Source organism: uncultured Hymenobacter sp. (assembly GCF_964242765.1).
GTDB lineage: Bacteria > Bacteroidota > Bacteroidia > Cytophagales > Hymenobacteraceae > Hymenobacter.
Map to the genome: position 1 here is coordinate 42,687 of NZ_CAXTBM010000019.1, position 25,211 is coordinate 67,897.

Genomic DNA, 25,211 nt, shown 5'->3' on the forward strand with positions numbered 1-25,211 from the left:
CCGTTGCCGTTTCAAGTCCCGAACTTACGTGCTGCCTTGCGGTAGCTTTGCTATGACTTTTTCCTACAATCAACTCTTCGCCTTTACCGAAGCTGTTTTCCAAAGCATCGGCTGCCCCGAGGCAGATGCTACGCTGGCCACCGAGACGCTGCTTTCCGCCGATTTGCGCGGCATCGATTCGCACGGGGTAGCGCGGCTTGTGGGCTACGTGCGGCTGTGGGAGGCAGGCCGCATCAATGCCACTCCGCGCGTAGGCGTGACCTACGAAACGCCCAGTACGGCCGTAGTGGATGGCGACGGGGGCTTGGGCCTGGTAGTAGGGCCGAAAGCTATGTTGGTGGCCATTGAGAAAGCCCGGCAGGTGGGCACCGGTTGGGTGTCGGTGCGCAACTCCAATCACTTCGGCATTGCTGGGTATCACGCTATGAAGGCCCTGGCCCACGACATGATTGGCATTGCCATGACCAACGCTTCTCCCCTGGTAGCGCCTACTCACTCGCTGGACCGGCTGCTGGGCACTAATCCCATTGCTGTTGCTATTCCGGCCGCCAACCAGCCCGACTTTGTGGCCGACTTTGCCACCACCACGGCGGCCAATGGCAAGCTGGAAATTGCGCAGCGCAAGCAACTGCCCGTGCCCGATGGGTGGGTGCAGGATGCTACCGGTCAGGGGTCCAATGATGCCGATGCCGTGAAGCTTGGCGGTGCTCTGCTACCCCTGGGTGGCGAAACCGGCTCGCACAAAGGCTACTGCCTGGGCAGTATCGTCGATGTCTTTTCGGCGGTGCTTTCCGGGGCGAACTACGGGCCGTGGGTACCACCGTTCGTGGCATTTTTGCAGCCCCCCGCCGACCCAGTGGGCCAGGGCATCGGCCATTTCTTTGGGGCTATGCGCGTGGATGCCTTTCGCCCCGCCGACGAATTTAAAGCCCACATGGACAACTGGATTACCACGTTTCGCAACGCCCGCGCCACCGAAGGACAACACGTTCTTATTCCCGGCGACCCGGAGCGCGAAACGGCGGCGCGCCGCCTCCTCGACGGTATTCCTCTACTCGACCCTGTAGTTCGCGACTTAGAGAGTGTAGGCGCAAAGTTTGGCGTAAAACTGTAACACGCAGCTCAACCTGCAACACACGAGCACAACGGGTTCCTGTGCACCGGCGAAAAACGCCTGTTAGTGGCTACTTACTGAGCTTATGTGTCGAGGCGTAAACTGCGTGTTGTAAAAAAGCCCGCCCCTGTTTCCAGAGGCGGGCTTTCTGTTATAGCTTTTGGTACTAGCTGTTGTTGGCAAGCATTGTATTGATGGCAATGTCTTCGTTCAAGAACTTCGACGAGTAGGTTTCGTCGGGACCATTCAGAAACAAGCAAGTACCACCGTTCACAGCCTCGATTATCTCGTCTTTCTGGTCCATCGGTAGTGCAGGGCAGCCAAGGCTACGGCCAAGCCGACCATTTTGCTTGATGAAGTCTTCGCTCACATAGTCAGCCCCGTGCATAACAACGGAACGTTCGAGAGCATTGGTGTTGAAGCCTTCGTCGACGCCGTCGAGTTTGAGGGAGCGGCCGTGCTTGCCCGTGTATTCGCCTTTGGTTACGTAGAAACCCAGGCTGCTCATGTTCGACTCATTCTTGTTGGAAAACGTAGTGGCTTCGTTTTCGCCAGAATTATGACCGTGCGCTACCAGCGTATTAAACTTCACTTGTTTTTGCGCTAAGTCAATTACCCACAAGCGCTTGGCTGTGCTTGGCAAGCCGAAGTCAACCACCGTTAGCAACTGCTTGTCGTTGGCCAAGCGGCCTTCGCTTTGCAAATTGTAATAGCCGGTCAAGGCCTTCTCGAATACATCAAAGCGCAAGCCCTGGTTTTCAAGGCCGAGTTCCTGGTATAAACCTTGGGTGCGTTGGTTATAGAAAGCTAACTGCAACTCTTTGTTGGTAGGCAACTTAGCTTCCGTGCTAGCTGCTTTCACCTTGGAGTTGAGCACTGGGCTAGCCAAAGGCGTAGCCATAAACAGCGAGGCCATGAAAGGCAACACGCGACGCGCAACACGACGGGCTCTGCGCTTGAAACGCTGACGATATACTACGCTTGTTTTTTCCATCTGCGCTGAAAGGGTTACCCCTGCTTTTTAGATCAATACTCTTTGAGAAGAGGTGCTATCTGGGAAGAGTATACGCAATGTGCGTGCGAATGGTGCACTGACACAGATATTTCCGTGCATTGCGGTGTTAAAACATAGCTGGCGTAAGCTTAATTCCCTATTTACTATTTAATCGTTGTTAGTCATTGACTAATAACACCTTTGTTTCTCGGGCGCTAGTGACTGATTACTTGCAGGCTTGTCATTCCGAGGCACGAGGAATCTGAGCTAAGCCACTCCACTACATCACCCAGATTCCTCGTGCCTCGGAATGACAAGTGCCATACACGCCATCTTCCCTACTCAATGCCAGCCGTGCGCCGCTAATTGCTGGGCTGCCACTGCGCCATCCAGCCACCTCGACTCCATACTGGGGCCGCTAAGAAACAAGCAGGACCCTTGGGGCAAACTCTTGATAATAGCGCGATACTGGTCCGGCGGCAAGGCTGGACACCCCCGGCTGTAGCCAGCTTGCCCATGCTCGCGCAAGTACGCGGCACTCACGTAGTCGGCAGCATGCAGCACTACGTAGCGCGATTCAGCATTGGAGTTCTGGCCGGCATCAAGGCCGTGGAGGCGGCGCGAAAGGCCATGCTTGCCGCCATAGGTGTCTTCGGTGCGATAGAACCCCAGCGAAGTGCAAGCAGATTTCATGGTGTTAGAAAAGCGGTAGGCCCGCCGATGCCCCGAGCCGCGGCCGTGCGCTACGTGGCTACGGTGCAGCACGCGGACAGCTTCTAGGTCCAGCACCCACAGACGTTGCTTAAAGGAAGGCAAATCCATATCCGCCACAGCCAGCACGCTGGGGTGCTTGATGCGGCCCGCGTGGCGTAGGGTTAGGTAGCCCACACAGGCACGCTCCAGCACCTCAAGGCGCAGGTCGGCCGCCGCTGGGCCTAGCCCAGCATACAGCATCTGCACGGCTTGGCGCAACGAGTCAGGTACGGCAGGCAAGGGTAGCAGGGGCGTGAGGCGCAGCGAATCCGGCTCGGTTGCAGTAGCGGCTAGTGGTGTAGTAGCTAAAGCCTCGGCCCCAGATCGAGCGGCTGCCAGCGCCGTTTGCGGGTTGCCCTCGGCTAGCTGGCAGCCGCTGGCGCACACGGCCAGTGCAAGGCCAATACCTAGGAATCGAAAGCGCTGCAACATTCGGCCAAGTTACCATTTGGAAACCGTTCCGGTGCGTTGCATTTTGCCTTTTGCGCCTACAAGCTTACCAAGTTGTCGGGTTGTCCTTCCGACGCCGGAGGAATCTGAGTAGCATCGTAGGAGAACTTGATCCGGATTCCTCCTGCGTCGGAAGGACAACCCGTCCTATACAATTCATTGCCTATCGGAATAGCCTGTTAGAAGAATATGCTGGCGTTCAGCTTCAAGTAGAACGGCGTGCCGGGCGTGAAGTGCAGTTCGTCTACCGAAATACCTACTGGCTCGGTAGGCAGGCGGGTTTCGGTGGCAAACTGCGCCTGGTTCCACTCCACGTTTAGCAAGTTTTCAGCCGTGGCCCCAATCTGGTAGCGCGCATGGGTGTAGTTGAGCACGGCATCAAGCAGAAAGTAGCCACGGGCCGTAATGCTGCCATCGTCGTTGGCCGGACGGCCGTCGATGTAGCGGTAGCGCAAACTTGCATTGACACCGCTAGGGGCCTTGAGTGTAAGCCCGCCGATGCTGGTAAAACTAGGTGCCAGCGGAATGTAGTTGGCACCAGCCGGCGCGTCTACCTGCCGGCCGCGGTTGTAGTTCATATCCAGATCGGCGAATACGCGGGTCGTTAGCTGATAGCGGGCAGCCACATCCAACCCGAAGCGGCGGGTCGGGCCAGTGCTTTCCGTAATGCCTGCATCACCGACGTACACCAACTCGTCTTGCAAGTGCAGCGCCCAAGCGGCCACGTTCACTACGAGGCTGGGCACGGGTTTGAAGGTGCTGCCGGCCTCGTAGCCGATGGCGCGGGGCAGGACGTTGGCTTCCGGGTCGCGCACCACGCCGCGGGCATCGTTGGAGTGGAAGCCGAAGCCCGAACGCACAAACACCTGCACTTCCGGCGCGAATTGGTAATACAAATTGAGCTTCGGCGACACGCGGGTCGCCGTGGCCCGGCCCGAAACGGAATCCGCGGCGTTGCGCTGGTCACGATACCGAAAACGGAACAGATCCGCTCGGATGGCCGCGTTTACCGTCAGGCGGTTGGTTAGCATGAGCGTTTCATCCAGGTACGCATTGATGTTCTGCTCGTTTACGCGGCCGCTGATGGTGGTGTCCGTTACCGTCCGCCGCACGGCATTCAGCAAGGCCACATCGGTAGCGTCGATGCGCGTGCCGAGCCCGAACGTGGTGTGCAGCGTGCGGCTTCCCCATTGCGTGTCCCGGTCGTAGGTGCCGGTGTAGCCGTAGATGTTGCGGGAGTCGGTTTGGCGGATTTCGTCGCCGTCAACGGGGTTGTTGAGAAAGAAAGTGAAGTTGGAATACAGCCCAAAGTTGTACCGCGAATAGTAAGCCTGCTGGCGCAGCACGGCATCGTGGGGTAAGGCCGTGGTCAAGACGGCGGAAGCATTGCTGCGGTTGGTGCGCCCCCCCTCCGTAGGATCGATGCTGCCGTAGCGCGAAATAAGGCCTTGGCGCACGCCTCGTTCTGGTATCTGGCCGCTGGCATCCCAATTCGAGCTGAAATGCGAGCCAAGTAGCATGAGCGACGTTTTGTCGGATAGTTGCCCGGTGTATTTGCCTAAGCCGTTGAAGCGCTTGAAGTGCTGCTTGGCATCGAAGTACGAGTTGGTGAAGTAGTATTCGGAAGCCAGGTAGGCGCTTTCCGATTTCTTGGAAAGCAAGTGCCGGTTGTTGCCTAGCAAATCCAGCATGACCAGGGCCCGACGGGTATCAAACTGGCCCACCTCCAGCTTCACTTGGCTATTATCGAGGCGGGTTTTAGTTGAGAACTCCCCGGCGCCGGCCGTGGCAAAATCGCCGAAGCGCGCCGTGTACGGTCCTTTGTACACTTTCAACTGTTCTACCGTTTCGGGTATCACGAAGTGGAAATCGGCGTAGCCTTGCCCGTGGCCGTGGCTCACCATGTTTACCGGCAGCCCATCCACGCTCACCGCGAAATCGGTGCCATGGTCCACATCGAAACCCCGAATAAAGATTTGCTCGGCCTTGCCACCACCAGCATGCTGCGCGATGAACAGGCCCGGCACGAGCCGGAGCAAGTCCTGGGCTGAATTCAAGGGCCGCAGAACCTGATCGATGTGCGAAATGGCAGCCAAGCTTTGATTAGGGTCGCGGGGCTGACGTACAGTCACCTCGCTCAGGCTTAGCGCTCTGGTAGGTAGCGCCACTTTGAGCGTTTGGGTTTCGCCGGCAACCAGCCTGACGGGTACGCGCTGGGCCCCGTATCCTAAGGCGCTTACTCGCAACGTGTACGTTCCCGCCGCTAAGCCACTAAGGCGAAAGTTGCCTAGGGCGTCGGTGGCCGTACCGCTAGGCTGGTTTTCGAGTCCCACACTTACCCCGCTTACCGGCTGGCCCGAAAGCGAATCGGCCACGGTACCGCGCAAGGTGGCCGTTCCAATATTCTGCGCACGCAAAGAAGTTGTTCTCGCTAACCCACACAGAGCCACCAAGAATACTAGAATTCGTAAAGGAGTGAAGTTCATATAGCCGCGGAATACCCCCACCTAGCGCAGGCTAACTAGCGAGCCACGCAGGAGTAGGATTGAACTGAGAATAAGAAAGTAGGCCCGCTTAGCGCAGCCTATTGCGGCCCGGCCACAGAGGTCCGGTGCCTTTCTTATCCCCAGCGCGGCGGCGCGTAGAGGGTCCCTGAAAAGCCAGTAGGCAGAAACAAAACTACGGCGCTCGTTTCCGCTTCGGCGCTTACTCCAACGGGCACTCCAACTATCACTGGGGTATCGCGCAGGCAGTGCACATCGAGCCCTTTTACCGTGTCGAGCAGTTGTGGCAACGACTGGCGCTGATTGGGTTTCACGCGCACGTACTGCTCGCCGTTGCAATGGTCGAAGCAGTCGAGCTGTAGATAGTGCTGCTGCTGACAGTTAACGCTGTGCACGTAATCTGCCGCGCGCTGCCGCACAGGCTCCGTCCGTCCTACAAAGCCAGCCCCCACCACCAACAGGTAGTGCACGAGCAGCAGTAGAACCAAGCAATTACGGAGCATGACGGTGAAGTCTTGAAATAGTGAACTGGTTTATAGCGACTTAGCGAGTTTGAATTTCTATTTGCGTCAATAGCACCCAAACTCACTAGGGCCTTATAAGTATTCTCAAAAGAAAACCCGCTCCACAGTCCAGTAGGCGGCAACAAGGCCGATGGCAACGGAAGCAGGTATTACGATGCGCTGTTTGTACCAGCTTTTCTGACTGAACCAACGCCCCACCAGCAGCCACGCCAGTAGAATCACGGCTGTCTGCCCCAGCTCGACTCCTACATTGAAGGAAATCAGGGACTCGAAGAACATGCTGCGGGGCAGCCCCAACCCGGTTAGCGCGCTGGCAAAGCCTAAGCCATGTATCAGCCCGAAGCCAAACACCACCACCACTCGCCAGGGGTTGAGCTGGTTGACTACTATGTTTTCAATGGCGACAAACAAAATAGACAGGGCAATAACAGGCTCCACCACGGCCTCGGGCGGCGCAATGAACCCGTAGATAGCCAGCCCCAGCGTGATAGAGTGTGCCACCGTGAAGGCGGTAGCTTGCCAGAGCACGGGCTTGAGGCGCGGTTCCAGGAAAAAGATACTAAGCACAAACAGAATATGGTCGAGGCCCAGGGGTAGAATGTGCGTGAACCCTAGTTGCAGATACGTCCAGAGGATGTCGGTACGGGAGAGTTTGCTTAGGTCCACATCCAGCACGTGCGCATTCGCTAGGACAGGCAGCAGCAACAGCAGCGGCAGCATATAGCGGACGTGTGGGCGGACAGGTAGCATACGTTTCAGCTTGTGCTGGCGGTGTGGTAGTTGTTCGGGTATTGCTTTCTGCGGGCGGCGCAAAAGACAGTGCAGAAGCCGCGGCGCACCACCGGCAACAAATTCTCCAACCTGCTTTGCCTGCTGTTTGCCTGCTGCAAAGGCTAGGCGTCTGTCTTATCTAATTAATTGCCAAGAACTTTTTGCCCTCGTCGGCCAGGTCGAGGCTCAGGTAAGGATTCAGAGCCAGTGCCTCCCGAATGAGGGCCTGTCCGTCGGTGGTCCGGCCGGTTTTGGTGGCAATCAGGCCGGCGCGACAAAGCAGCGTGGGGTTCTTGGTTTTCATACGCATGGCGCGCTGTATTTGCTTTTCAGCTTCTGCATACTCGCCGCGCTTGTAGTGCACCCAGGCCAGGGTTTCTTCTACATCGATGTTGTCGGGACGTCGCTCGTATTCAATTTTGGCGTGTTCGAGGGCTTTATCTAGCTCATTGGTTTTCAAGTACGCATAAGCCAATTCTCGGTCGGCATAGTGGCCCATTAGCTCGTTATCATCGGCCTCCTGGGCGTCATTGGCCAGCATACCAATGGCTTCGCGGGCCATTTCCTGGGCTTTGGCAGGCTCGTTGTTGAGGCGGTACAGGTCGGTTAGCTCATCGGCAAACGCGTAGTCTTTCACCGTGGCGCGGGCTTTCTGGAAATAAGCAATGGCCTCCGGATACTTGCGGCGCGCCTTTTCCACCCGACCTAAGCCAGCCAGCGCGTACGAGTAACCTGGCCGCTCACTCAACGACTCTCGGTACTGTTGTTCGGCGCGTTGCAGGTCGCCGGTGTTTTCGTACAAATGGCCGAGCGTGATACGGGCCCATTCCGTTTGCTCTAAACCCGGAAACCCAGCTTTGGCGGCCATAGTCATGGCTTCAATAGCGCCCGGCAAGTCGCCGTAGATTTCGCGCAGGTACGAAACGCGGGCGTAGGCGCGCAGGTCGGGGCGCAACGTGTTCATTTTGTCGGCCATGCGCACTGCTTCGGGGTAGCGCCCTAGTTCCACGTTGGCATCACAAAGCAAGCCGTAGACAAAGGCATTGCTTGGGTTGAGCTTCACCGCTTCCTCGGCCAAGGCTAGTCCTTCCGAGAAGTGGTGCTGCGTAAGGCTGAGCGAAGCTTTGCAACACAGTGCCTCGAAATTCTGGGGCTCCTTCCGAATTACCTTGTTTAGCAATTCCATGGCGGCCATGTCGTAGTAGCCATGGTCACCGGTAACACGAGCTTCCTGCATGTAGGCCTGCGCCAGCAGTAGTTCCGACTTGGTGTCGTCGGGGTTGGTGCGCAGTTTGGCTAGCAGGCCGGCCACGGCATTCTGCGTGTTCACCCATTCGCCGCCTATTGCCAAATCGCCGTGGCGCGCTTTGAGCTGCGGAACCCGTTCGGGTTTGCGAAAAACAAACAGAGCAGCAACTGCCGCCGCAAAACTCACCAGCAAAATGGGGTAAAAGTATTTACGCACAGCCAAGGACAGGTAAAAGTTGAGTTACGAAAAAGGTAGAGCGATGAGGTAAAGCAATGAAATGGTGAGTTCAACATTCTTTTCACGCAATGTGCGCAAGTGGAACATCAAACTCACCATCTCACAGGTTTATAGTTTCACGCTAGCGCGCCTCGCGCACCACCTTCACCGATTGCAATACCGTAGCGCCGCTATAGAACGTAGCCACGTACGTGCCAGCGGCTACCGATGCCGGCACCCGCCAAGTGTACTCGTAGGTACCCACCTTGTGCTCCTTCGGCTTGATGAGCGTGGCTACCTGCCGGCCCGTCAGGTCGGTAATTACCAGCGAGAGGTTGCTCTTCACCCCTACTTCGTAGCGGAACGTAGTTTGATCTACCACGGGGTTAGGATACGCCTGCACCGATGCCACAGCACTCACTTGCAAGCCTAAACCGCCCGTAGGGGAACGCTGAGAAAGAGCTACGCGCTGCGCTGTTGTGCCAGCCCAGGGAGTCTGTAGGTAAGGGAAAGCCGACCGGAATGTAGTGTCATTGAACTCGATACCCGTGCGAAACCCTACTACGTTGCCAAGTTGCGCTGTCACGGGGTTCGCACTACCGGCGGTGTAATCGTCGTACCACAAGCCAACGGCGGCCAATACGGCTCCCCCCACGGCTTGCAACTCAATCCGGGTTACATCATCTTCCAAGCGGCGGCCATTCGGGAAGCCGTCCATGTTAGGAATGAATTCCAGGTCGGAATTTGTGTTGTAAGGCGCTACAGTCAGACCAGCAACGGCAGCGGCTAGCAATCCTTCCGAGCTAAAGGCGGCGGAGTTGCGCGGAGTGGTCGGCACCGCCATGTTCAGGCGCAGCATATCCCCGATAACGGGCAGGAAGTTGTTGATGAACGGCTTGCCAGCTGCCAGCGGATTACCAGCCTTGCCAGTGGCCAGTTGATAAGGCCGCAGGTTAGGCACCCCCGTGTGAAAGATAGGTAGAATATCCACCGAACGAGGCTTGCCAGCGCGCAGCAAGTACGGCCCGAACGTTGGATCAGCGAAAACGGTACCAGCCCGCTGCGCAGGCGTCAGGCCCGAAGCACCATCGGCACCGTTGCGGAAGTCGAAACCAAGTTGCAGCGAGTTGGACTGAATGCGCAACGCCGCCAGACCCGGAACGGCTTCGCCGTAGTAGGTTTGCCCGGCAGGCTTGGGCGCGGCAGGGGCTACTGGCACGTTATCGGCCATGTAGAGGCCTAGCTCAGGGTTGGTGAAGTAGTCGTCATCCAAAGCCCGCTCCGCGCCGGGGGTGCGGGCATTCCAGCCGTCTTTGCCACCTATTGGAATGATTACTTCGTTGGTAAGTGGCATACCCAGGCGCGATACCTGCACCCAGTTGCCGGTGTGCGTTTGCGTACCGTCTACGTTGAGCGTGCGCATGGCTGGGCGGCTGGCCGAAGCCCACACCCCAATTATATAATCCGAATCCAGAATGTTAGCAGCCATTGCGCCGGTCTTACCGTCTTTCTGCAATTCAGAAATTGGAATTTGCAGCGCAATAGCGTGGGTGTTTTTGCGGGCTACCCCGTCGCGGGCGTTAGCCGTACGCACGCCACCCAAATCGAAAATACCGCCCAGGTCTACGAAGAACGGGTCGTCTACGGGGCCACAGAAAACTCTTGCCGCACCTGCCGTCTGAATGGCATTGGTCATCAAGGTAGTGTAGGGCGAATTCAAGCCAGCGGCGCTTTCAATGGAGCGCGGCCCGATGTTGGGCGGAGGCACCACACCGTTGGTAACAATAGTTGTGAAAGCCCCACCATTTACGCTTTTCTCGCAGATGTACGTGGTTTTCAGGTTTTGCTGCCCAAGCCGGATGTTGAAGAAGGTGGTCGGGTCTTGGTTGGTCCGCGTAAAGGTGAAACGATAGGTAATGTTGTCACCCGTTGGGTTAACCGTCGTCGAGTTCTTGATATGAATCTCGTAGCGGACGTTCTCGCCAAACGTATTGTAGTTAGGGCCGCCCTGGGGCAACTCCAACGGTATGTAATTGGCGATGATATTGATCATCTCCGAGTTGACCGGGTCGCGGAAGGCGTATAAGTCCGTGTTGTCGGCCAGCGGGTCATCGGCAATAAGGGGAGCTTCGCGGTGGCTACTTGCTTCTAAGTGGGTGTTTTGTCCACTCCAAGCCAGCATGCCCGCCACAGCCGTGGTAGCGAATGCCAAAGAAAGAATAGGACGGGTAAGGCTTTTCTTCATGATAAAAATGGGGAAAGATGAAAAAATAGGTAACCAGCCCACCAGAAATCCAGTAGGTTTAAAAGCAAATCAGGAAGAGGCAATAGGAAGAAAGCGGAGCGAATGACCGTTCGTAACAGCCCGAAAATCAGCGTGGTTTGCGAAGTGAAAACGCAGAAGTATTCAAGGCCCTGAAAAGGTAGTTGTAATTTCTTAAGCCTTACGCAAGCCCAACCGTATTTGGATTGCTTACCCTAAATTATGCACAATCGTTTGCACTTAGCCTTGAAATAACTAGCTCATAGACAGTGAAACCACTGCCCCGCTATTTCTTCGCTATTTTTGCGATTGCGCGCGGGCCGATAGTTAAGTTATTGTCGGGTTCCGTTTCGCCCACCTAGCGCGCTCCGGCGCTCTGCCTTTTCACGCATGGCCAAAGTTGCAATCAACCTTTCCACTGGAAGTATACAGCAGGAAGAAATCATCGTCGGCATCGATTTAGGTACCACCAACTCGCTGGTAGCTTACATTCATCCTGATACGCGGCAGCCGCTGGCCATCAACGACCAGGGCCGTGGTACCATCGTCCCGTCGGTGGTGCATTTTCCAGTTGGCGGTGAAACCCCTATTGTAGGCACTGACGCCAAGGAGTATCTACTCACTGAGCCGCAGAACACGATTTACTCGGTGAAGCGCCTGCTAGGCAAGAGTTACAAAGACCTCGGTGGGCATGCTTCCGACCTCGGCTACAAGGTGATTGATGACAATTCGGAAGGGCTAGTGAAAATCCGGGTCGGTGAGAAGTTCTACTCTCCTATCGAGCTATCGGCAGAAATTCTGAAAGAGTTGCGAGCCCGCGCCGAGCATGCGCTCAAGACGCCCGTCAACAAAGCAGTTATCACAGTACCTGCCTACTTCAACGATTCGCAGCGGCAAGCCACCCGCGACGCCGGCCGCCTGGCGGGCCTGGAAGTGCTGCGTATAGTGAATGAGCCCACCGCTGCGGCATTGGCCTACGGCATCGGTCTCTCCCCCGACGAAGAAAAAACGGTAGCTGTGTACGACCTCGGCGGCGGCACCTTCGACGTAAGCATTCTGCGCATTCAGCAAGGTATTTTCGAGGTACTGAGCACCAACGGCGACACCTATTTGGGCGGTGACGACCTAGACCGCGCCATTATCAACCACTGGATTACGCAGTATCAGCTAGAGTCCACCCTGACTCAAAACGTGCCGCTGCAACAAGAGCTACGGCTGTTAGCCGAGGCCGCGAAAAAATACCTGAGCCAGCACGATGACTTTGGCGCCAACTTCGATGGCCTTGTGTTGCGCCTCACTAAACCGGAATTCAACGGCTTGGTGAGGCCACTAGTGGACCGGACCATCGTTTCGTGCCGACAGGCGCTTGCGGATGCCAAGCTCACGCCGAAGGATCTGGATGCCGTGCTGCTGGTTGGCGGTTCTACGCGTGTGCCGCTCGTTTATGATTCAGTATCCGAGTTCTTCCAGCAGCCCGCCAACAACTCTCTCAATCCCGATGAAGTAGTCGCCCTGGGGGCCGCCATTCAGGCCGACATACTGGGCGGCAACCGCCGCGACGTGTTGCTGCTCGACGTGACGCCGCTCACGCTGGGCATTGAAACGCTGGGTGGCCTTATGGACCCTATCATTGCGCGCAACTCGAAGATTCCAACCAAAGCGGGCCGTCAGTACACCACCAGCGTGGACGGGCAGGTGAACTTGAAGATATCGGTGTACCAGGGTGAGCGGGACTTGGTGAGTGAAAACCGTAAGCTAGCGGAATTCGACCTGCGCGGCATTCCTGCCATGCCTGCCGGGTTGCCTAAGGTGGATGTGAATTTCATTCTGAACGCCGACGGTATATTGAAGGTGGAAGCTATTGAGCTACGTTCCGGCACCAGCCAAGCCGTTGAAATCAAACCCCAATACGGCCTCACCGACGACCAGGTGGAAAAGATGCTCATGGATTCGCTCACGTTTGCCCGCGAAGACGTGGCAGCCCGCATGGTAATTGAAGCGCGCACCGTGGCCGAGCAGATGCTGTACCAAGTGGAGCGGTTTGTGGAGAAAAATCATTTGCACCTAACCGAAGATGAAATAACACTTACTGCGGCCGCCACTCAAAACTTACGTGAGGCGCTCGAAACCAAAGAGAAAGACACCATTCTGAAAGCAGTAGACGAATTAGAGGCTCTTACCAGCCCTTATGCAGAGCGGGTAATGAACATCTCTATCAAGCAGGCCATGACGGGCAAAAGGATCGAGTAGCCATAAGCCAAGTTCAATTCCTTGAAGCATTCAAACACTTCCACAGACGCATATTTACCTAAGAAGCCTGAGGATATTTAGCATCCTACTACCCGCCTTGCTATTACTTAGCAGGGCGGTTTGCTGTTGGGCTTTGCTAACTTGTAAGTAACCATCAACAAGGCCTGATGCCCAGCCAGTGGCAATAAAGAGTACATAAATTGTTTCGGCTATGGCTAGGCAGTAGTAAACAGTACAAAACATATGAATCTGCATCTCGCTCGGCTTTACCAACTTGCTTTACAGCCCAGTCGGCGCATCATTGGGTTGATGTCGGGCACTTCGCTAGATGGGCTGGATGTGGCGCTGTGTGATGTGCACGGGCATGGGCTAAGCACGCAACTAACGCTAGAGCAGTTTGCAACGGTACCGTATGACGATGACGTACGCTACCGCATCCGGCAGGTATTTGCGGGCGGCCAAGTAAGCTTGGAGTACGTGACGCTGCTGAATCCGTGGCTAGGCTTGCTGCATGCCGATATGGTGTTAGCCTGCCTACGTAACTGGCAAATCGAGCCTGCCGCCATCGACTTGGTTGCCAGCCATGGTCAGACGGTATACCACGCTCCCTACCATCAGCATCAGCGCCCCGATTTTCCCCTCAACGCCACCCTGCAACTTGGTGATGGCGACCATGTAGCCGTCCGCACCGGCATAATCACCGTGAGCGACTTCCGACAAAAGCACCTCGCGGCCGGCGGCGAAGGGGCGCCATTGGCTGCGTATGGTGATTATCTATTGCTTGGCAGCCCCAGTGAGGAGCGGCTGCTGCTGAACTTAGGTGGTATTGCCAACTTTACGTATCTGCCCCGCACCACCCAAGATGCTAGCGCTGCCTTCAGCACTGATACCGGGCCCGGCAATACTTTACTCGACGCCACCATACGTGCCTACCGCCCGGACCTAGCTTACGACGAAGATGGTCGCTTGGCAGCAGCTGGTCAGGTGCATGAGGAATTGCTTAAGGCACTGCTGAAGCATTCTTTCTTTACCGCTCCGCTGCCTAAAACCACTGGTCCCGAATTGTTTGGACCACTATATTTAAGGGAGGCACAGGCAAGTAGCGGCACCCCGGGTTTAAAGTTGGAAGACTTACTCGCTACTTTGACGGAGTTAAGCGCCATAAGCGTAGCGCAGGCTGTTACCCAGGCGTTTGGTAACCGGCCGGCTTTGGCTGTATACGCCAGTGGTGGCGGGGCTCACAATCCAACTCTACTATCGGCTTTGCGGCGGCACTTACCAGACTGTCGCTTTGCTACAACCCAAGAACTAGGCGTCCTACCCGATGCCAAGGAAGCCCTTTTATTTGCTGTTCTCGCCAACGAGGCGGTGGCTGGTCAACCCATTTCAATAGGAGTTGGCCGGCAACGGGTGCCAGCCGTGACCATGGGTAAAATTTCCTGGCCGGGATAAATCAGCGGACCGGAGTGGCTAGCGGTATCAACCCGAAGCTTAGTATCTGCCTAGTGGTGGAGTCACGGAACGTTACGTCGAGTTGCACTTTGGGGCGGGCAGTTAACGTATCCGCTTTAAACATGAAAGCGACAAACGACTGTGGAGCCTGTCCGTCGCGAAGACGAAACCCGAGCTTATATAAGTCAATGGCAGGTCCGAAACGACGCCCTTGCTCGTAAAGTGGCTGAGCCACCGCTCGAAACCGAGCGGGTGTCAGAGCCGAGCCTACCTCAGGTGCGAGCATGCGGTGGGCTGCTTGAAACTCACCGCGTAACAGGGTTAGCAAAAACTGTCGGGCCGCTTGTATTTGCGTGAGGCGGGGCGCGGAGGGTTCGGCGCCTATTGGCTTGCTTATTAACAATAGCAAACCCATAACTATCAACCGGCAGACGCGAATAGGAGCTAGAAACGAACTTATCTGTTCCATAAAAATAGAAAAGGCAAAAGAGTACAATTGTCAACTCAACTAGTCCGTCCCTTGTTCTTTCAACGCAAATCGGCGGTGGCTAGCCAGTTCTATCGAACTCGACTACCCACCGCCGATAACTAGTCTCACCGGAAGCTATAACAGAAACAAGCCTCCTGTGCTACATAGTTGTACTATTCAACTATAATACGCCGAGTAGCATTGAGCCCTGCTCCGGTTAGGCGCAGAACATATATTCCAGGGCTCAGCGTCTGCGTATCGAACGTAGCGGGGTCCATCCGGCTATTAAGGGTTAGCTTCTGCTGGCTTACTTGCCGACCAAGCGCATCGTAAAGAGTCAGATCGGCTGTTTTGCCATTGCTCGTACCCGCCAACTGCACCGTAAAGTGCTTGCCAACGGCGGCCGGATTCGGAAATACGCTCAACGTGAGACCGGCCAGTTGCTCGTCGCGCATGCCTTGCACAATGCCAATGGCTAACGAGCGGGACGTTACGTTGTTGGTTTCGTTGCTTTCGACAATGTTGTTTACGTGGTCGGCTACAAACAACACGTAATAAGAGCCAGATACGGTATTGGCAGGGATGATGAGGGAAGTACCCATTGGCTGCAATGCACTCGGTCCGAGAAGTCCAGCTTGTGAGTTGCCCAGGAAAACATCATTGCTCCCAAATACAGCATCAGTTGAGAGATAATAGCCTATGGCGCTCTGTGCGGCCGTAGTGTTGCCTTGGTTACTCAGCAGACAGTTAGCGCTAATAGCACTGCCAGCTACCACTGCACTATTCGAGAGTGCTGCTTGTCCAATCAGCAAATCGGGAAGCATCGGCGACGTTACAAACAGGTTACTAAAAGTAACGTTGTTGGTTTCGCTACTTTCCGAAACACTATTTTGTGGGTCAGCTACATGCAATAGGTAGTAGCTACCCGTCATAACGGTGTTCGGAATAGTAAATTGTCCGCCACGTACGGCAGTCTGGGTAGGTACCAGCGCACCACCTGTCACGCTGCCCAATACCAGGTCAGAAGCGTCTAAGGTAGTGTTGGTTGACAGGTAATAACTTAACGTACTGCTAGTGGCCGTAACGCTTCCTTGATTTCTGATTGCCGAAACAAGGGTTATGGTGCTACCAGTTGTTGCGGAAGACGGATTACTCGTGGATGAGAGCGGCACAAGATCCGGCATGGCGGCCGGAACTATACAGGAAACAGCTGCTTCAAAACCAGTATTTGTTACGCTGTAGTCAGTGCTGAATTGCAGGGTGAGTGTTCCCGTACTGTTAGATGCCGTGATGATGCCCGGATCATTGACGTAAGAACCAATTATCGGCGACGAAGTAGTTGGACCATCGTAAATGGTTAGCCGGTCGCAGCAAGTTTCGACAGCAAACGAATTGAATATAAGTTGAATTTTGCTACCCGCCGTACCAGGATTGATTACGAGAACACCACTTGCACCATCATCATAGTTTCCGGTACCACCATGGTCGTATATGGTTGTGTTGCACGTGGTAATAGTGGCCGTACCAGAGTAAGGCACCATTGTTCCATTGAAAGGTGCCGTTACAACAAAAGGCAGCGCAACTGTATTGTTGTTTTCGTTGGTTTCATTCACCAACGCTGTGTGGTCAGCCACAAATAGCACGTAGTAGTTGCCGGGTGTAGTACCAGTGGGTATGCTTAAGCTTGCCGTTCGGTAATCATAATTGTTTGCCGTCAGAAATCCACCACTTGTTGCCCCTATCAAAACATCGCTAGTACTTAGCGCATTATCTACCGAAAGGTAGTAGCCCACATTGCTGCTTGACGCTGCCGAATTACCTTGATTATTGATTGTAACATAAGCATTGAATGATATGCCGGTGCCGGCTGAGGTACGCGAAAGACCCGGTTGCAACAAGGCTAAGTCAATACCAGGTGCAACGACAGTAAGTATTTGGCTACGAACGTTATTGGTTTCGTTGGTTTCAGCTACTGCATTTAAGTGATCGGCAACAAACAAGACATAGTATGTGCCCGGTACAACAGTGCCCGGCAGCGTAAACTGCGGATAGGTGGTATATCCTTGATTAGTGGTCAGTTGAGGCACACTATTGGCCGTCAGCAACTGGTCGTTGGAACTCAGCGTCGCATCGGTAGATAAGTACACGCCTGTGCTACTACTTCCAGCAGTGGTATTGCCTTGGTTGTAAGCGAATGCAGTGGCATTGAGAGTAGCTCCAGGCGCTACCGAGGTTTGCCCGATTTGCGCCTGCTGCACTACCAGGTCCATACTAGGCGCTGATACTGAAATAGACACGGCTGCTACGTTGTTAGTTTCGATAGACTCGGTGACAACGTTTTGATAATCAGCCGCAAACAAAACATAATAGCTTCCGGGTGTGGTACCAGGAGGCACGTTGGTTGAAACACTACGGTATTGGCCGAACCCCGGTGTCAGTTGGTTGCCAAATGAGGAGGCCAGCAACTGGTCGTTGATATCAAGCGCGGGATCTGTGGAGAGATAGTAGCCGACACTGCTAAAAGCCGCTGTGGCATTCCCTTGGTTTACAATCGAACACGAAAAGGTAAGCACGTTGCCAGGCGCTGTATTAGGCGTCGAGACGTTGGCCTGTTGAATTACAAGATCGAATGTAGGAGGCACCACGTTCACCGAAATAGTGGCGATATTGTTGCTTTCGTTGCTTTCGCTCACCACGTTCAGGTAATCAGCTGCAAAGAGCAAATAGTAACTCCCGGAGGAAGTAGAAGCAGGTATGGGCAGTGTAGCAGACCGGTACGACGACTGATTGACCCCGAGCGAGCTACCTATTGAATTCCCCAATAATACGTCGTTGGAACTCAACGTAGCATCCGTCGACAAGTAATAGCCCACGTTGCTGCTCTGCGCAACAGCTCCAGACAGATTATATACCGTGCAGTTCACCGCGAGGGAATTGCCAGGTATAATAGCCAGCGGCTGCGCCGAAGCTCCCTGAATTGCTAAGTCGGCCTGAGGCACTGTGGTTACGCAAGCAATATTCGCTGCAAAGCCGCTGTAATGGACAATATGATCAGCAGTGAAGCGGATGGTAAGAGTACCAGCCGAATTGGTAGCATACACGACATCAGGTGTTTGCGAATCGAAAGTACCAATAAGCGGAGCCGTAGTAGAAGATCCATCATAGATATAAAGCCGATCATAGCCCGTTTCCACGTTGAAAGAGGTGAACTGCAACCGGATTTTGTTGCCAGCCGTAGCAGGCGTCAGCGTAAGGGAGCCATCTGCGTTAGCGGAATAGTTGCCATTGGCACCACCATCATCATAGAGAGTTCCTCCACAGGTAGTAAAGGCGGTTGAGCCACTAGTAGGCAGTTGATACGTCTGGGCTATGGCCGGTAATGCCATTATAGACAGTAGTGATAAGCTTCCAAACGACACGGACAGTCGTTTGAACAATAGGTAGAGTTGGGCCATAAAATGGTGTAAAAAGATAAAAAATGAAAAAAGCCAGCCCTACGCTCTCAATTAGAAGCGGGCTAGCAAAAGAATAAGCAAGAAAAATGCGCCTGTAGGCGCAAAAGGCTAGTTGCCTTCCTGGTGTGGCACCAGAATAAATACGTCTTCACTAGGGCGTTTCATAGTATATCGCTCACGGGCAAATTTCTCTAATAGCTCCGGACTACTTAGCAGTTCAGCCCGCTCCTTTTTCACTATTGTAATATTCTCTAAATAATAATTACGCTCGGCCTGCAATTCTTGCAGCTTAGCATACATATCATACTGCTTTACAAAGTCATTGGCATCAAACACAAGCATCCACACTAGAAAGCTAACGCCTGTATAAAAATAAAAGCTGCGTAGGAATCCGGGAATGCGCATGATGATGTTACTGCTATTCAAGGACCAAATATAGAATCTATTATTGTAAATTTAAAAGATAGCAGCATTCTTTTGTTTACTGTTTGCTACCTCCTGCACTAATTATCTTTCTATACTCTAAACAAAACAAAAGCGGTTCTGTGCTTTCAAGCACAGAACCGCTTTTGTGTGCTGCAACCTAAGTTGCCAATCAACTTTACATTTTGCGACCGGGAAAATACGCTACTTCACCGAGCTCTTCTTCGATACGAAGTAATTGGTTGTATTTGGCCATCCGGTCAGAACGCGAAGCTGAACCTGTCTTGATTTGGCCAGTATTCAATGCTACTGCTAAGTCAGCAATTGTATTGTCCTCTGTTTCGCCCGAGCGGTGGCTCATGATGCTTTTGTAGCCATTGCGGCGGCCCAGGCTGACAGCATCAATAGTTTCGGTTAGCGTACCGATCTGGTTTACTTTAATCAGAATAGCATTAGCAATCTTCTCATCAATACCGCGCTGGAGACGAGTAACATTAGTCACAAACAAATCGTCGCCAACTAATTGCGTAGTTGCCCCTATACTATCCGTTAAGGCTTTCCATCCAGTCCAATCATCCTCGTCCATACCATCTTCAAGGCTGATGATAGGATACTTCTTGGTCCAATCAGTCCAATAAGCCACCATTTCCGATGATGTCAGCTTGTCGCCGGTGCTTTTCTTGAAGTGGTATACACCATCCTCATAAAACTCTGAAACAGCAGCATCCATGGCAATCATCACATCTTCGCCGGGGCGGTAGCCCGCCGTCTCAACAGCTTGGAGCACAATCTTAATGGCGTCCTCGTTGGATTTGATGTTGGGGGCGAAACCACCTTCGTCACCTACATTGGTACTGAAGCCTTGCTTCTTCAGCACGTTCTTAAGATGGTGGAAAATTTCAGTACCCCAGCGAAGCGCTTCCGAGAAAGAAGACGCCCCTACTGGCATAATCATGAACTCCTGAAAGTCGATAGAATTGTCGGCGTGTGAGCCGCCGTTCAGGATATTCATCATAGGTACAGGAAGCGTAGTGGCCCCTACTCCACCCACATAGCGGTAGAGCGGCATTCCTGCTTCCTGCGCAGCAGCCCGAGCAATGGCCAACGAAGCACCCAGGATTGCATTGGCGCCGAGGTTTGCCTTGTTCGGCGTGCCATCGAGTTCCAGCATGATCTTATCGAGCAAGCCTTGCTCGAATACCGAGAAGCCAATCAGTTCTTCCGCAATCTGGCTGTTCACGTTCTCAACAGCTTTGAGCACGCCTTTGCCCATGTACATGCTCTTGTCGTCGTCGCGCAATTCCACGGCTTCATGCTTACCGGTGCTAGCACCTGAAGGAACGGCCGCACGGCCTACAGTGCCACTATCGGTGGTCACGTCCACTTCAACGGTTGGATTGCCGCGCGAATCAAAAATCTGACGGGCATGAATGGCAGTGATAATGCTCATAATGGAAGGAATGAGGTTGAAAAAAGGTAGTAAACGCGAAACGAGCTACCATAGCAGCGCGACATACACACAAAGTTTATGGCGCCAAGGTAAGGAATTCATAAAAGAGCTACCCGCCTTTCCCTCTATTGATCCATAAGTTAAACCGTCAAAGTTTCAGCATAAAAAAAGAGACGTACCATTTGGCACGTCTCTTTCTTATTTGGTTATTAAGTGTCCAGACTACGAAGCAGACTCTTCGTCTTTCTTCTCGTCACGAGTTTCGCCTTCTTTCAACGTGTCCGTAGCGGTATCTTCTGGAGCAGCTACATCTGTAGTTAAAGCAGCAACAGGAGCGTCTGCTACTACCTCAGCCGATGATTGACCCTCACCAGCAGTAGCATTAGTAGCTTTCTTCTTGCCACGTGAACGACGGGTAGTAGAGGTCTTAGCTTCACCAGCAGTCTTAGCTTCCAGCAAAGTTTCATTGTAGTCCACTAGCTCAATAACACACATTTCAGCATTGTCGCCTAAGCGCGATTCGCTTAGCTTGATGATGCGAGTGTATCCGCCGGGACGGTTAGCAATTTTAGCAGCGACATCACCGAACAGTTCTTTTAGGGTTTCCTTGTTCTCCAGTACCGAGAATACCGTACGACGCGAATGAGTCGTATCATTCTTGGCTTTGGTGAGCAGGGGCTCCACGAATTGACGTAGAGCTTTTGCTTTCGCTACCGTAGTCGTCACACGCTTGTGCATGATCAGAGACGAAGCCATGTTCGACAGCATAGCATTGCGGTGCGAAGCTGTGCGGCCGAGGTGATTAATGGTTTTACCGTGACGCATAAAAGAGAAAAAAGTGTGGGCTTGCGAGCGACAACCACGGCGGAAGGCAGATTAGTAAAGTTGCCTTCTCATTAGAACTGTCGCCCCTAGGGCTCACTAATGAAAAAAAAGGAATGGGCAAAAAAAGTGTTCTTCCCACAAGCCGAAGCCATAGTAGGAAGAACACTTACGTAATCTATTCTTCGTCGAGCTTATACTTGCTCAGATCCATGCCGAAGTTCAAGCCTTTCTCCTCTACGAGGTTTTCCAGCTCGGTCAGCGACTTCTTACCGAAGTTGCGGAACTTCATCATGTCCGACATGTCCAACTGTACCAAGTCACCAAGAGTCTTGATATCGGCTGCCTTAAGGCAGTTATAAGCACGTACGCTCAGGTCCATATCCGCCAATGGCGTCTTCAGTACCTTACGCATGTGCAACGTTTCTTCGTCCACAGTCTCTTCTTCTTCAGCTTTTGCTGTTTCGAAGGTCATGGTGCTGTCCGAGAACAGCATGAAGTGTTGAATCAATATATTGGCAGCACCTTTCAGTGCTTCCTCTGGATGAATAGAACCGTCGGTATGAATTTCGATTAGGAGCTTCTCATAATCGGTTTTCTGTTCTACACGAGTATTTTCAATGCTGTATTTCACGTTTTTAATAGGCGTGAAAATGGCATCAATAGCAATCTGTCCGAATACCTGATCGGTAGGCTTGTTCTCTTCAGCTGGAACGTAACCTCGACCTTTTTGAATCGAGAATTCAAATTCCAGTTCCACTGAAGGATCAACGTGACAAAGAACGAGCCCTGTATTTAGAACTTCAAAACCGTTGGTGAACTTGTTTATGTCACCAGCCGTGAATGTTTCCTGGCCTTTGATGCGAACGGTGATCTTATCCTCGATGGCATCACTGACCTTTTTAAAGCGCACTTGCTTTAGGTTGAGGATGATTTCGGACATATCCTCAATCACTCCTTCAATGGTCATAAACTCGTGCAGAACGCTGCTGGTGCGAACCGACGTGATGGCGTAGCCCTCCAGCGACGACAGCAGGATACGGCGCAATGCATTGCCGATCGTGACGCCGTAGCCTTTCTCCAGCGGTTTGAATTCAAATGTTCCATAGAAGTCGTCGGATTTCTCCATTACTACCTTCTCCGGCATTTGAAAAGCTAAGATTGACATAAGTTGGGGCGGTTTTAGTATTGAGTAATGGGTATTGAGTATTGAGACCTAACAGAGTATCTCAGTACCCACTACCCAATACTTGAATCCATTTAAAGAAAGTCGAAGTAAGCAAGTGGCTCGCGCTAGCAAGCCAACTTTCACGATTACTTCGAGTACAACTCGACGATAAGCTGCTCCGTGATTTTCTCCGGAATCAACTCACGCGAAGGAGCGCTGATGAACTTACCAGCCATTTCCTTGCCGTCCCATTCCAACCACGAGAAAGCGCGAGCATTACGAGCACTTAAGCTAGTAGTAATAGCTTCCAGTGATTTTGACTTCTCACGTACAGCTACGATGTCGCCAGCGCGAAGCTTATAAGAAGCAATGTTCACGATTTCACCATTAACAGTGATGTGCTTATGCAGCACTAGCTGACGAGCAGCCCGACGCGTTGTAGCAATGCCCAAACGGTACACGGTGTTGTCGAGACGAGATTCCAGCAAAGCCAGCAGATTTTCGCCCGTGATGCCAGGCATAGTAGCTGCTTTGTGGAACAGGTTCTCGAACTGCTTCTCGAGCATACCGTACATATATTTAACTTTCTGCTTCTCCATCAGCTGGACAGCATACTCGCTTTGCTTCTTACGACGACCACGACCATGTTGGCCGGGGGGGTAAGCTTTCTTGGTGAGTGCCTTGCTTGGGCCAAAGATTGGCTCACCAAAGCGACGGGCAATCTTGGTTTTTGGACCGGTATAACGTGCCATTTCGGGGTTGTAAAGTTTTGAGGGGGTTGAACTGCGCATGTCGGGCTTCTCAGATCCGCCTTACTAAATAGAGAAGGCGCATCGGAAACCCGACACCGGTGGCAAGCATTAGGCTTGCCAGTTCAGATAATTATACGCGACGACGTTTGGGAGGACGGCAGCCATTGTGGGGCAGCGGCGTCACGTCCTTGATGGTCGTTACCTCAATACCCACGTTACCCAGCGTACGGATAGCCGACTCACGGCCAGCGCCCGGACCTTTAACAAACACTTCGGCTTTGCGCATGCCCAAATCATGAGCTACTTTACCGCAATCGGTAGCAGCCATCTGAGCAGCGTAAGGCGTATTTTTCTTAGAACCACGGAAGCCCATCTTACCAGCAGAAGCCCAAGAAATAACTTGGCCATTGTTGTTGGTGATGGAAATGATGATGTTGTTGAACGAGGCTTTGATGTGTACTTGGCCTACTGGCTCAACAACGACAACGCGCTTCTTAGCTTTGTCTTTTCTTTTTTGTGCCATTTGGTTATCGCGAAAATGCGCGGAAGGTGTTGGTTTCTGCTCTGAATTTGTTAAAACAGAAACCGATTCCCGCTACGGTTTATTTAGTAGCCTTCTTCTTGCCAGCAACGGTCTTCCGCTTGCCCTTGCGGGTGCGCGAGTTATTCTTGGTACGCTGACCACGAACAGGCAGACCTTTGCGATGGCGCAGACCCCGGTAGCAACCGATATCCATGAGGCGTTTGATGTTCAACTGCACTTCTGAGCGCAGCACACCCTCGGTCTTGAACTCAGCGGCAATCACGCCGCGAATTTCGCCTGCCTCTGCTTCAGTCCAATCTTTCACCTTCTTGTTCAGGTCAACGCCTGCTTTGGTGAGGATCTGCTGAGCAGAAGGACGGCCAATGCCGAAAATGTAGGTCAGCGCGATTTCACCGCGCTTGTTATCTGGGATATCTACCCCTGCAATACGAGCCATGTGCTTTATTAAAAAGTCTGGTGCTACTACCCTTGACGCTGTTTATAGCGTGGGTTCTTTTTGTTGATGACGTAGAGTTTGCCATTACGGCGAACGATTTTGCAATCGACACTACGCTTTTTGATGGACGTTTTGACTTTCATATCGTCGGGTTATTTGTAACGGTACACAATTCGTCCCTTCGACAAATCGTAGGGCGACATTTCCAGCTTCACCTTATCTCCCGGCAAAATCTTGATGTAGTGCATCCGCATCTTACCCGAAATGTGGGCAATCAGTTGGTGACCATTCTCCAGTTCCACCCGAAACATGGCATTAGAAAGGGCTTCCAGGATGACTCCGTCTTGCTCAATGGAAGTTTGTTTTGCCATATGGCTACTGTAAGGCTTTTTCTATGTGTTCGAAGGAGGTAAGAATCTCCGCTTTATCTTTTCTAATAACTACGGTATGCTCAAAATGCGCTGAGGGCTTGTAGTCCTTGGTCCGGATAGTCCAGCCATCCTTTTCTTGCACGACATCCTTCTTGCCTAGATTTACCATCGGCTCAATGGCAAGAACCAACCCAGTTTGCAGCTTAAGCCCCGAACCACGTTTACCGTAATTAGGCACTTCCGGCCGCTCGTGCAGCTTCTTACCAATCCCGTGGCCGACAAGTTCCCTAACTACACCATAACCCTGTTTTTCAACATGGTTCTGGATAGCATAGCTAACGTCACCCATCCGGTTACCCGCCACTGCCTGCTCTATGCCGAGATACAGCGACTTCTTGGTTTCATCTAAAAGCCGAAGTACTTCCGGCGCCACCTCCCCTACTGGATAGGTGTAAGCACTATCTGAGTGATACCCATTCAGCAATACTCCACAGTCAACTGAAATAATATCACCACTTTTCAGTGTGTGATTCCCCGGAAATCCGTGAACCACGACAGCATTTGGTGAAATACAGAGACTGTAAGGGAAATCATTGTAGCCTTTAAAAGAAGGTTGTCCGCCATGATCCCGAATGAACTCCTCAGCGCGCTGATCTAGCTCTCGCGTCGTTACTCCTTCTCGAATCATGCCCGCAACTTCTCCGTGAGCCTGAGCCAGCACTTTCGCGCTAGCTCGAATGAGTTCTATTTCCTCCTCAGTCTTGTAAACAATCATGACTGA

At 53.0% G+C, this 25,211-nt stretch carries 22 protein-coding genes; 3 read left to right on the forward strand and 19 right to left on the reverse strand.

Going from position 1 to position 25,211, the window contains the following annotated elements; genetic code table 11:
• Positions 1-52 precede the first annotated feature (52 nt).
• Positions 53-1,114, forward strand: a complete 1,062-nt coding sequence (locus ACFE7X_RS10185; RefSeq protein ID WP_375435577.1) for an Ldh family oxidoreductase — start codon at positions 53-55, stop codon at positions 1,112-1,114.
• Positions 1,115-1,280: 166 nt separating this feature from the next.
• Here ACFE7X_RS10185 and ACFE7X_RS10190 read toward each other — a convergent pair whose 3' ends face one another.
• The 7 genes from ACFE7X_RS10190 to ACFE7X_RS10220 form a co-directional block, all read right to left on the reverse strand.
• Positions 1,281-2,108 (reverse strand): murein L,D-transpeptidase catalytic domain family protein, encoded by an 828-nt coding sequence (locus ACFE7X_RS10190; RefSeq protein WP_375435578.1) that lies wholly within the window; start codon positions 2,106-2,108, stop codon positions 1,281-1,283.
• Positions 2,109-2,450: 342 nt separating this feature from the next.
• Entirely contained in the window at positions 2,451-3,293 is an 843-nt protein-coding gene (locus ACFE7X_RS10195; protein WP_375435579.1) for a murein L,D-transpeptidase catalytic domain family protein, read from the reverse strand.
• 197 nt (positions 3,294-3,490) lie between these two features.
• A complete protein-coding gene (locus ACFE7X_RS10200; protein WP_375435580.1) occupies positions 3,491-5,728 on the reverse strand; it encodes a TonB-dependent receptor in 2,238 nt (745 codons plus the stop codon).
• Positions 5,729-5,931: 203 nt separating this feature from the next.
• Entirely contained in the window at positions 5,932-6,318 is a 387-nt protein-coding gene (locus ACFE7X_RS10205) for a hypothetical protein (protein ID WP_375435581.1), read from the reverse strand.
• Between the two features lie 105 nt (positions 6,319-6,423).
• Complete coding sequence (locus ACFE7X_RS10210) at positions 6,424-7,089, reverse strand: HupE/UreJ family protein (protein WP_375435582.1); 666 nt, start codon at positions 7,087-7,089, stop codon at positions 6,424-6,426.
• A 160-nt stretch (positions 7,090-7,249) separates the two neighbouring features.
• Complete coding sequence (locus tag ACFE7X_RS10215; protein WP_375435583.1) at positions 7,250-8,575, reverse strand: tetratricopeptide repeat protein; 1,326 nt, start codon at positions 8,573-8,575, stop codon at positions 7,250-7,252.
• 142 nt (positions 8,576-8,717) lie between these two features.
• Positions 8,718-10,820, reverse strand: coding sequence for a DUF4331 family protein (locus tag ACFE7X_RS10220; RefSeq protein ID WP_375435584.1), 2,103 nt, complete (start codon positions 10,818-10,820; stop codon positions 8,718-8,720).
• A gap of 408 nt (positions 10,821-11,228) precedes the next feature.
• Between ACFE7X_RS10220 and hscA the strand changes: the two genes are divergently transcribed.
• Both hscA and ACFE7X_RS10230 read left to right on the forward strand, forming a co-directional pair.
• Complete coding sequence (hscA, locus tag ACFE7X_RS10225; protein ID WP_375435585.1) at positions 11,229-13,088, forward strand: Fe-S protein assembly chaperone HscA; 1,860 nt, start codon at positions 11,229-11,231, stop codon at positions 13,086-13,088.
• A 243-nt stretch (positions 13,089-13,331) separates the two neighbouring features.
• Positions 13,332-14,540 carry an anhydro-N-acetylmuramic acid kinase gene (locus tag ACFE7X_RS10230; protein WP_375435586.1) on the forward strand — a complete coding sequence of 403 codons (1,209 nt, stop codon included), beginning with the start codon at positions 13,332-13,334 and terminating at the stop codon, positions 14,538-14,540.
• 1 nt (position 14,541) lies between these two features.
• Here ACFE7X_RS10230 and ACFE7X_RS10235 read toward each other — a convergent pair whose 3' ends face one another.
• The 12 genes from ACFE7X_RS10235 to map all read right to left on the reverse strand — a co-directional run bounded on the left by ACFE7X_RS10235 (position 14,542) and on the right by map (position 25,205).
• The gene (locus ACFE7X_RS10235) at positions 14,542-15,009 is read right to left on the reverse strand and encodes a hypothetical protein (RefSeq protein ID WP_375435587.1); all 468 of its coding nucleotides are present in this window, start codon (positions 15,007-15,009) and stop codon (positions 14,542-14,544) included.
• A 173-nt stretch (positions 15,010-15,182) separates the two neighbouring features.
• Positions 15,183-18,395, reverse strand: coding sequence for a CARDB domain-containing protein (locus ACFE7X_RS10240; protein WP_375435588.1), 3,213 nt, complete (start codon positions 18,393-18,395; stop codon positions 15,183-15,185).
• Positions 18,396-18,572: 177 nt separating this feature from the next.
• On the reverse strand, positions 18,573-18,869 hold the full coding sequence (locus tag ACFE7X_RS10245; RefSeq protein ID WP_375435589.1) for a septum formation initiator family protein: 297 nt from the start codon (positions 18,867-18,869) through the stop codon (positions 18,573-18,575).
• 196 nt (positions 18,870-19,065) lie between these two features.
• Complete coding sequence (eno, locus tag ACFE7X_RS10250) at positions 19,066-20,337, reverse strand: phosphopyruvate hydratase (protein ID WP_375435590.1); 1,272 nt, start codon at positions 20,335-20,337, stop codon at positions 19,066-19,068.
• 222 nt (positions 20,338-20,559) lie between these two features.
• Positions 20,560-21,162, reverse strand: coding sequence for a 50S ribosomal protein L17 (gene rplQ, locus ACFE7X_RS10255; protein WP_375435591.1), 603 nt, complete (start codon positions 21,160-21,162; stop codon positions 20,560-20,562).
• Between the two features lie 175 nt (positions 21,163-21,337).
• Positions 21,338-22,327, reverse strand: coding sequence for a DNA-directed RNA polymerase subunit alpha (locus tag ACFE7X_RS10260; RefSeq protein WP_375435592.1), 990 nt, complete (start codon positions 22,325-22,327; stop codon positions 21,338-21,340).
• 146 nt (positions 22,328-22,473) lie between these two features.
• Positions 22,474-23,079 (reverse strand): 30S ribosomal protein S4, encoded by a 606-nt coding sequence (gene rpsD, locus ACFE7X_RS10265; RefSeq protein ID WP_375435593.1) that lies wholly within the window; start codon positions 23,077-23,079, stop codon positions 22,474-22,476.
• A 130-nt stretch (positions 23,080-23,209) separates the two neighbouring features.
• Positions 23,210-23,602, reverse strand: coding sequence for a 30S ribosomal protein S11 (gene rpsK, locus ACFE7X_RS10270; protein WP_022822149.1), 393 nt, complete (start codon positions 23,600-23,602; stop codon positions 23,210-23,212).
• A gap of 79 nt (positions 23,603-23,681) precedes the next feature.
• The gene (gene rpsM, locus ACFE7X_RS10275) at positions 23,682-24,059 is read right to left on the reverse strand and encodes a 30S ribosomal protein S13 (RefSeq protein ID WP_022822148.1); all 378 of its coding nucleotides are present in this window, start codon (positions 24,057-24,059) and stop codon (positions 23,682-23,684) included.
• 26 nt (positions 24,060-24,085) lie between these two features.
• Positions 24,086-24,202 carry a 50S ribosomal protein L36 gene (gene rpmJ, locus ACFE7X_RS10280; protein WP_022822147.1) on the reverse strand — a complete coding sequence of 39 codons (117 nt, stop codon included), beginning with the start codon at positions 24,200-24,202 and terminating at the stop codon, positions 24,086-24,088.
• Positions 24,203-24,211: 9 nt separating this feature from the next.
• Positions 24,212-24,430: a translation initiation factor IF-1 gene (gene infA / locus ACFE7X_RS10285; RefSeq protein ID WP_022822146.1), complete on the reverse strand. Its 219-nt coding sequence runs from the start codon at positions 24,428-24,430 to the stop codon at positions 24,212-24,214.
• Positions 24,431-24,434: 4 nt separating this feature from the next.
• Complete coding sequence (gene map / locus ACFE7X_RS10290; protein ID WP_375435594.1) at positions 24,435-25,205, reverse strand: type I methionyl aminopeptidase; 771 nt, start codon at positions 25,203-25,205, stop codon at positions 24,435-24,437.
• Between the last annotated feature and the right edge of the window lie 6 nt (positions 25,206-25,211).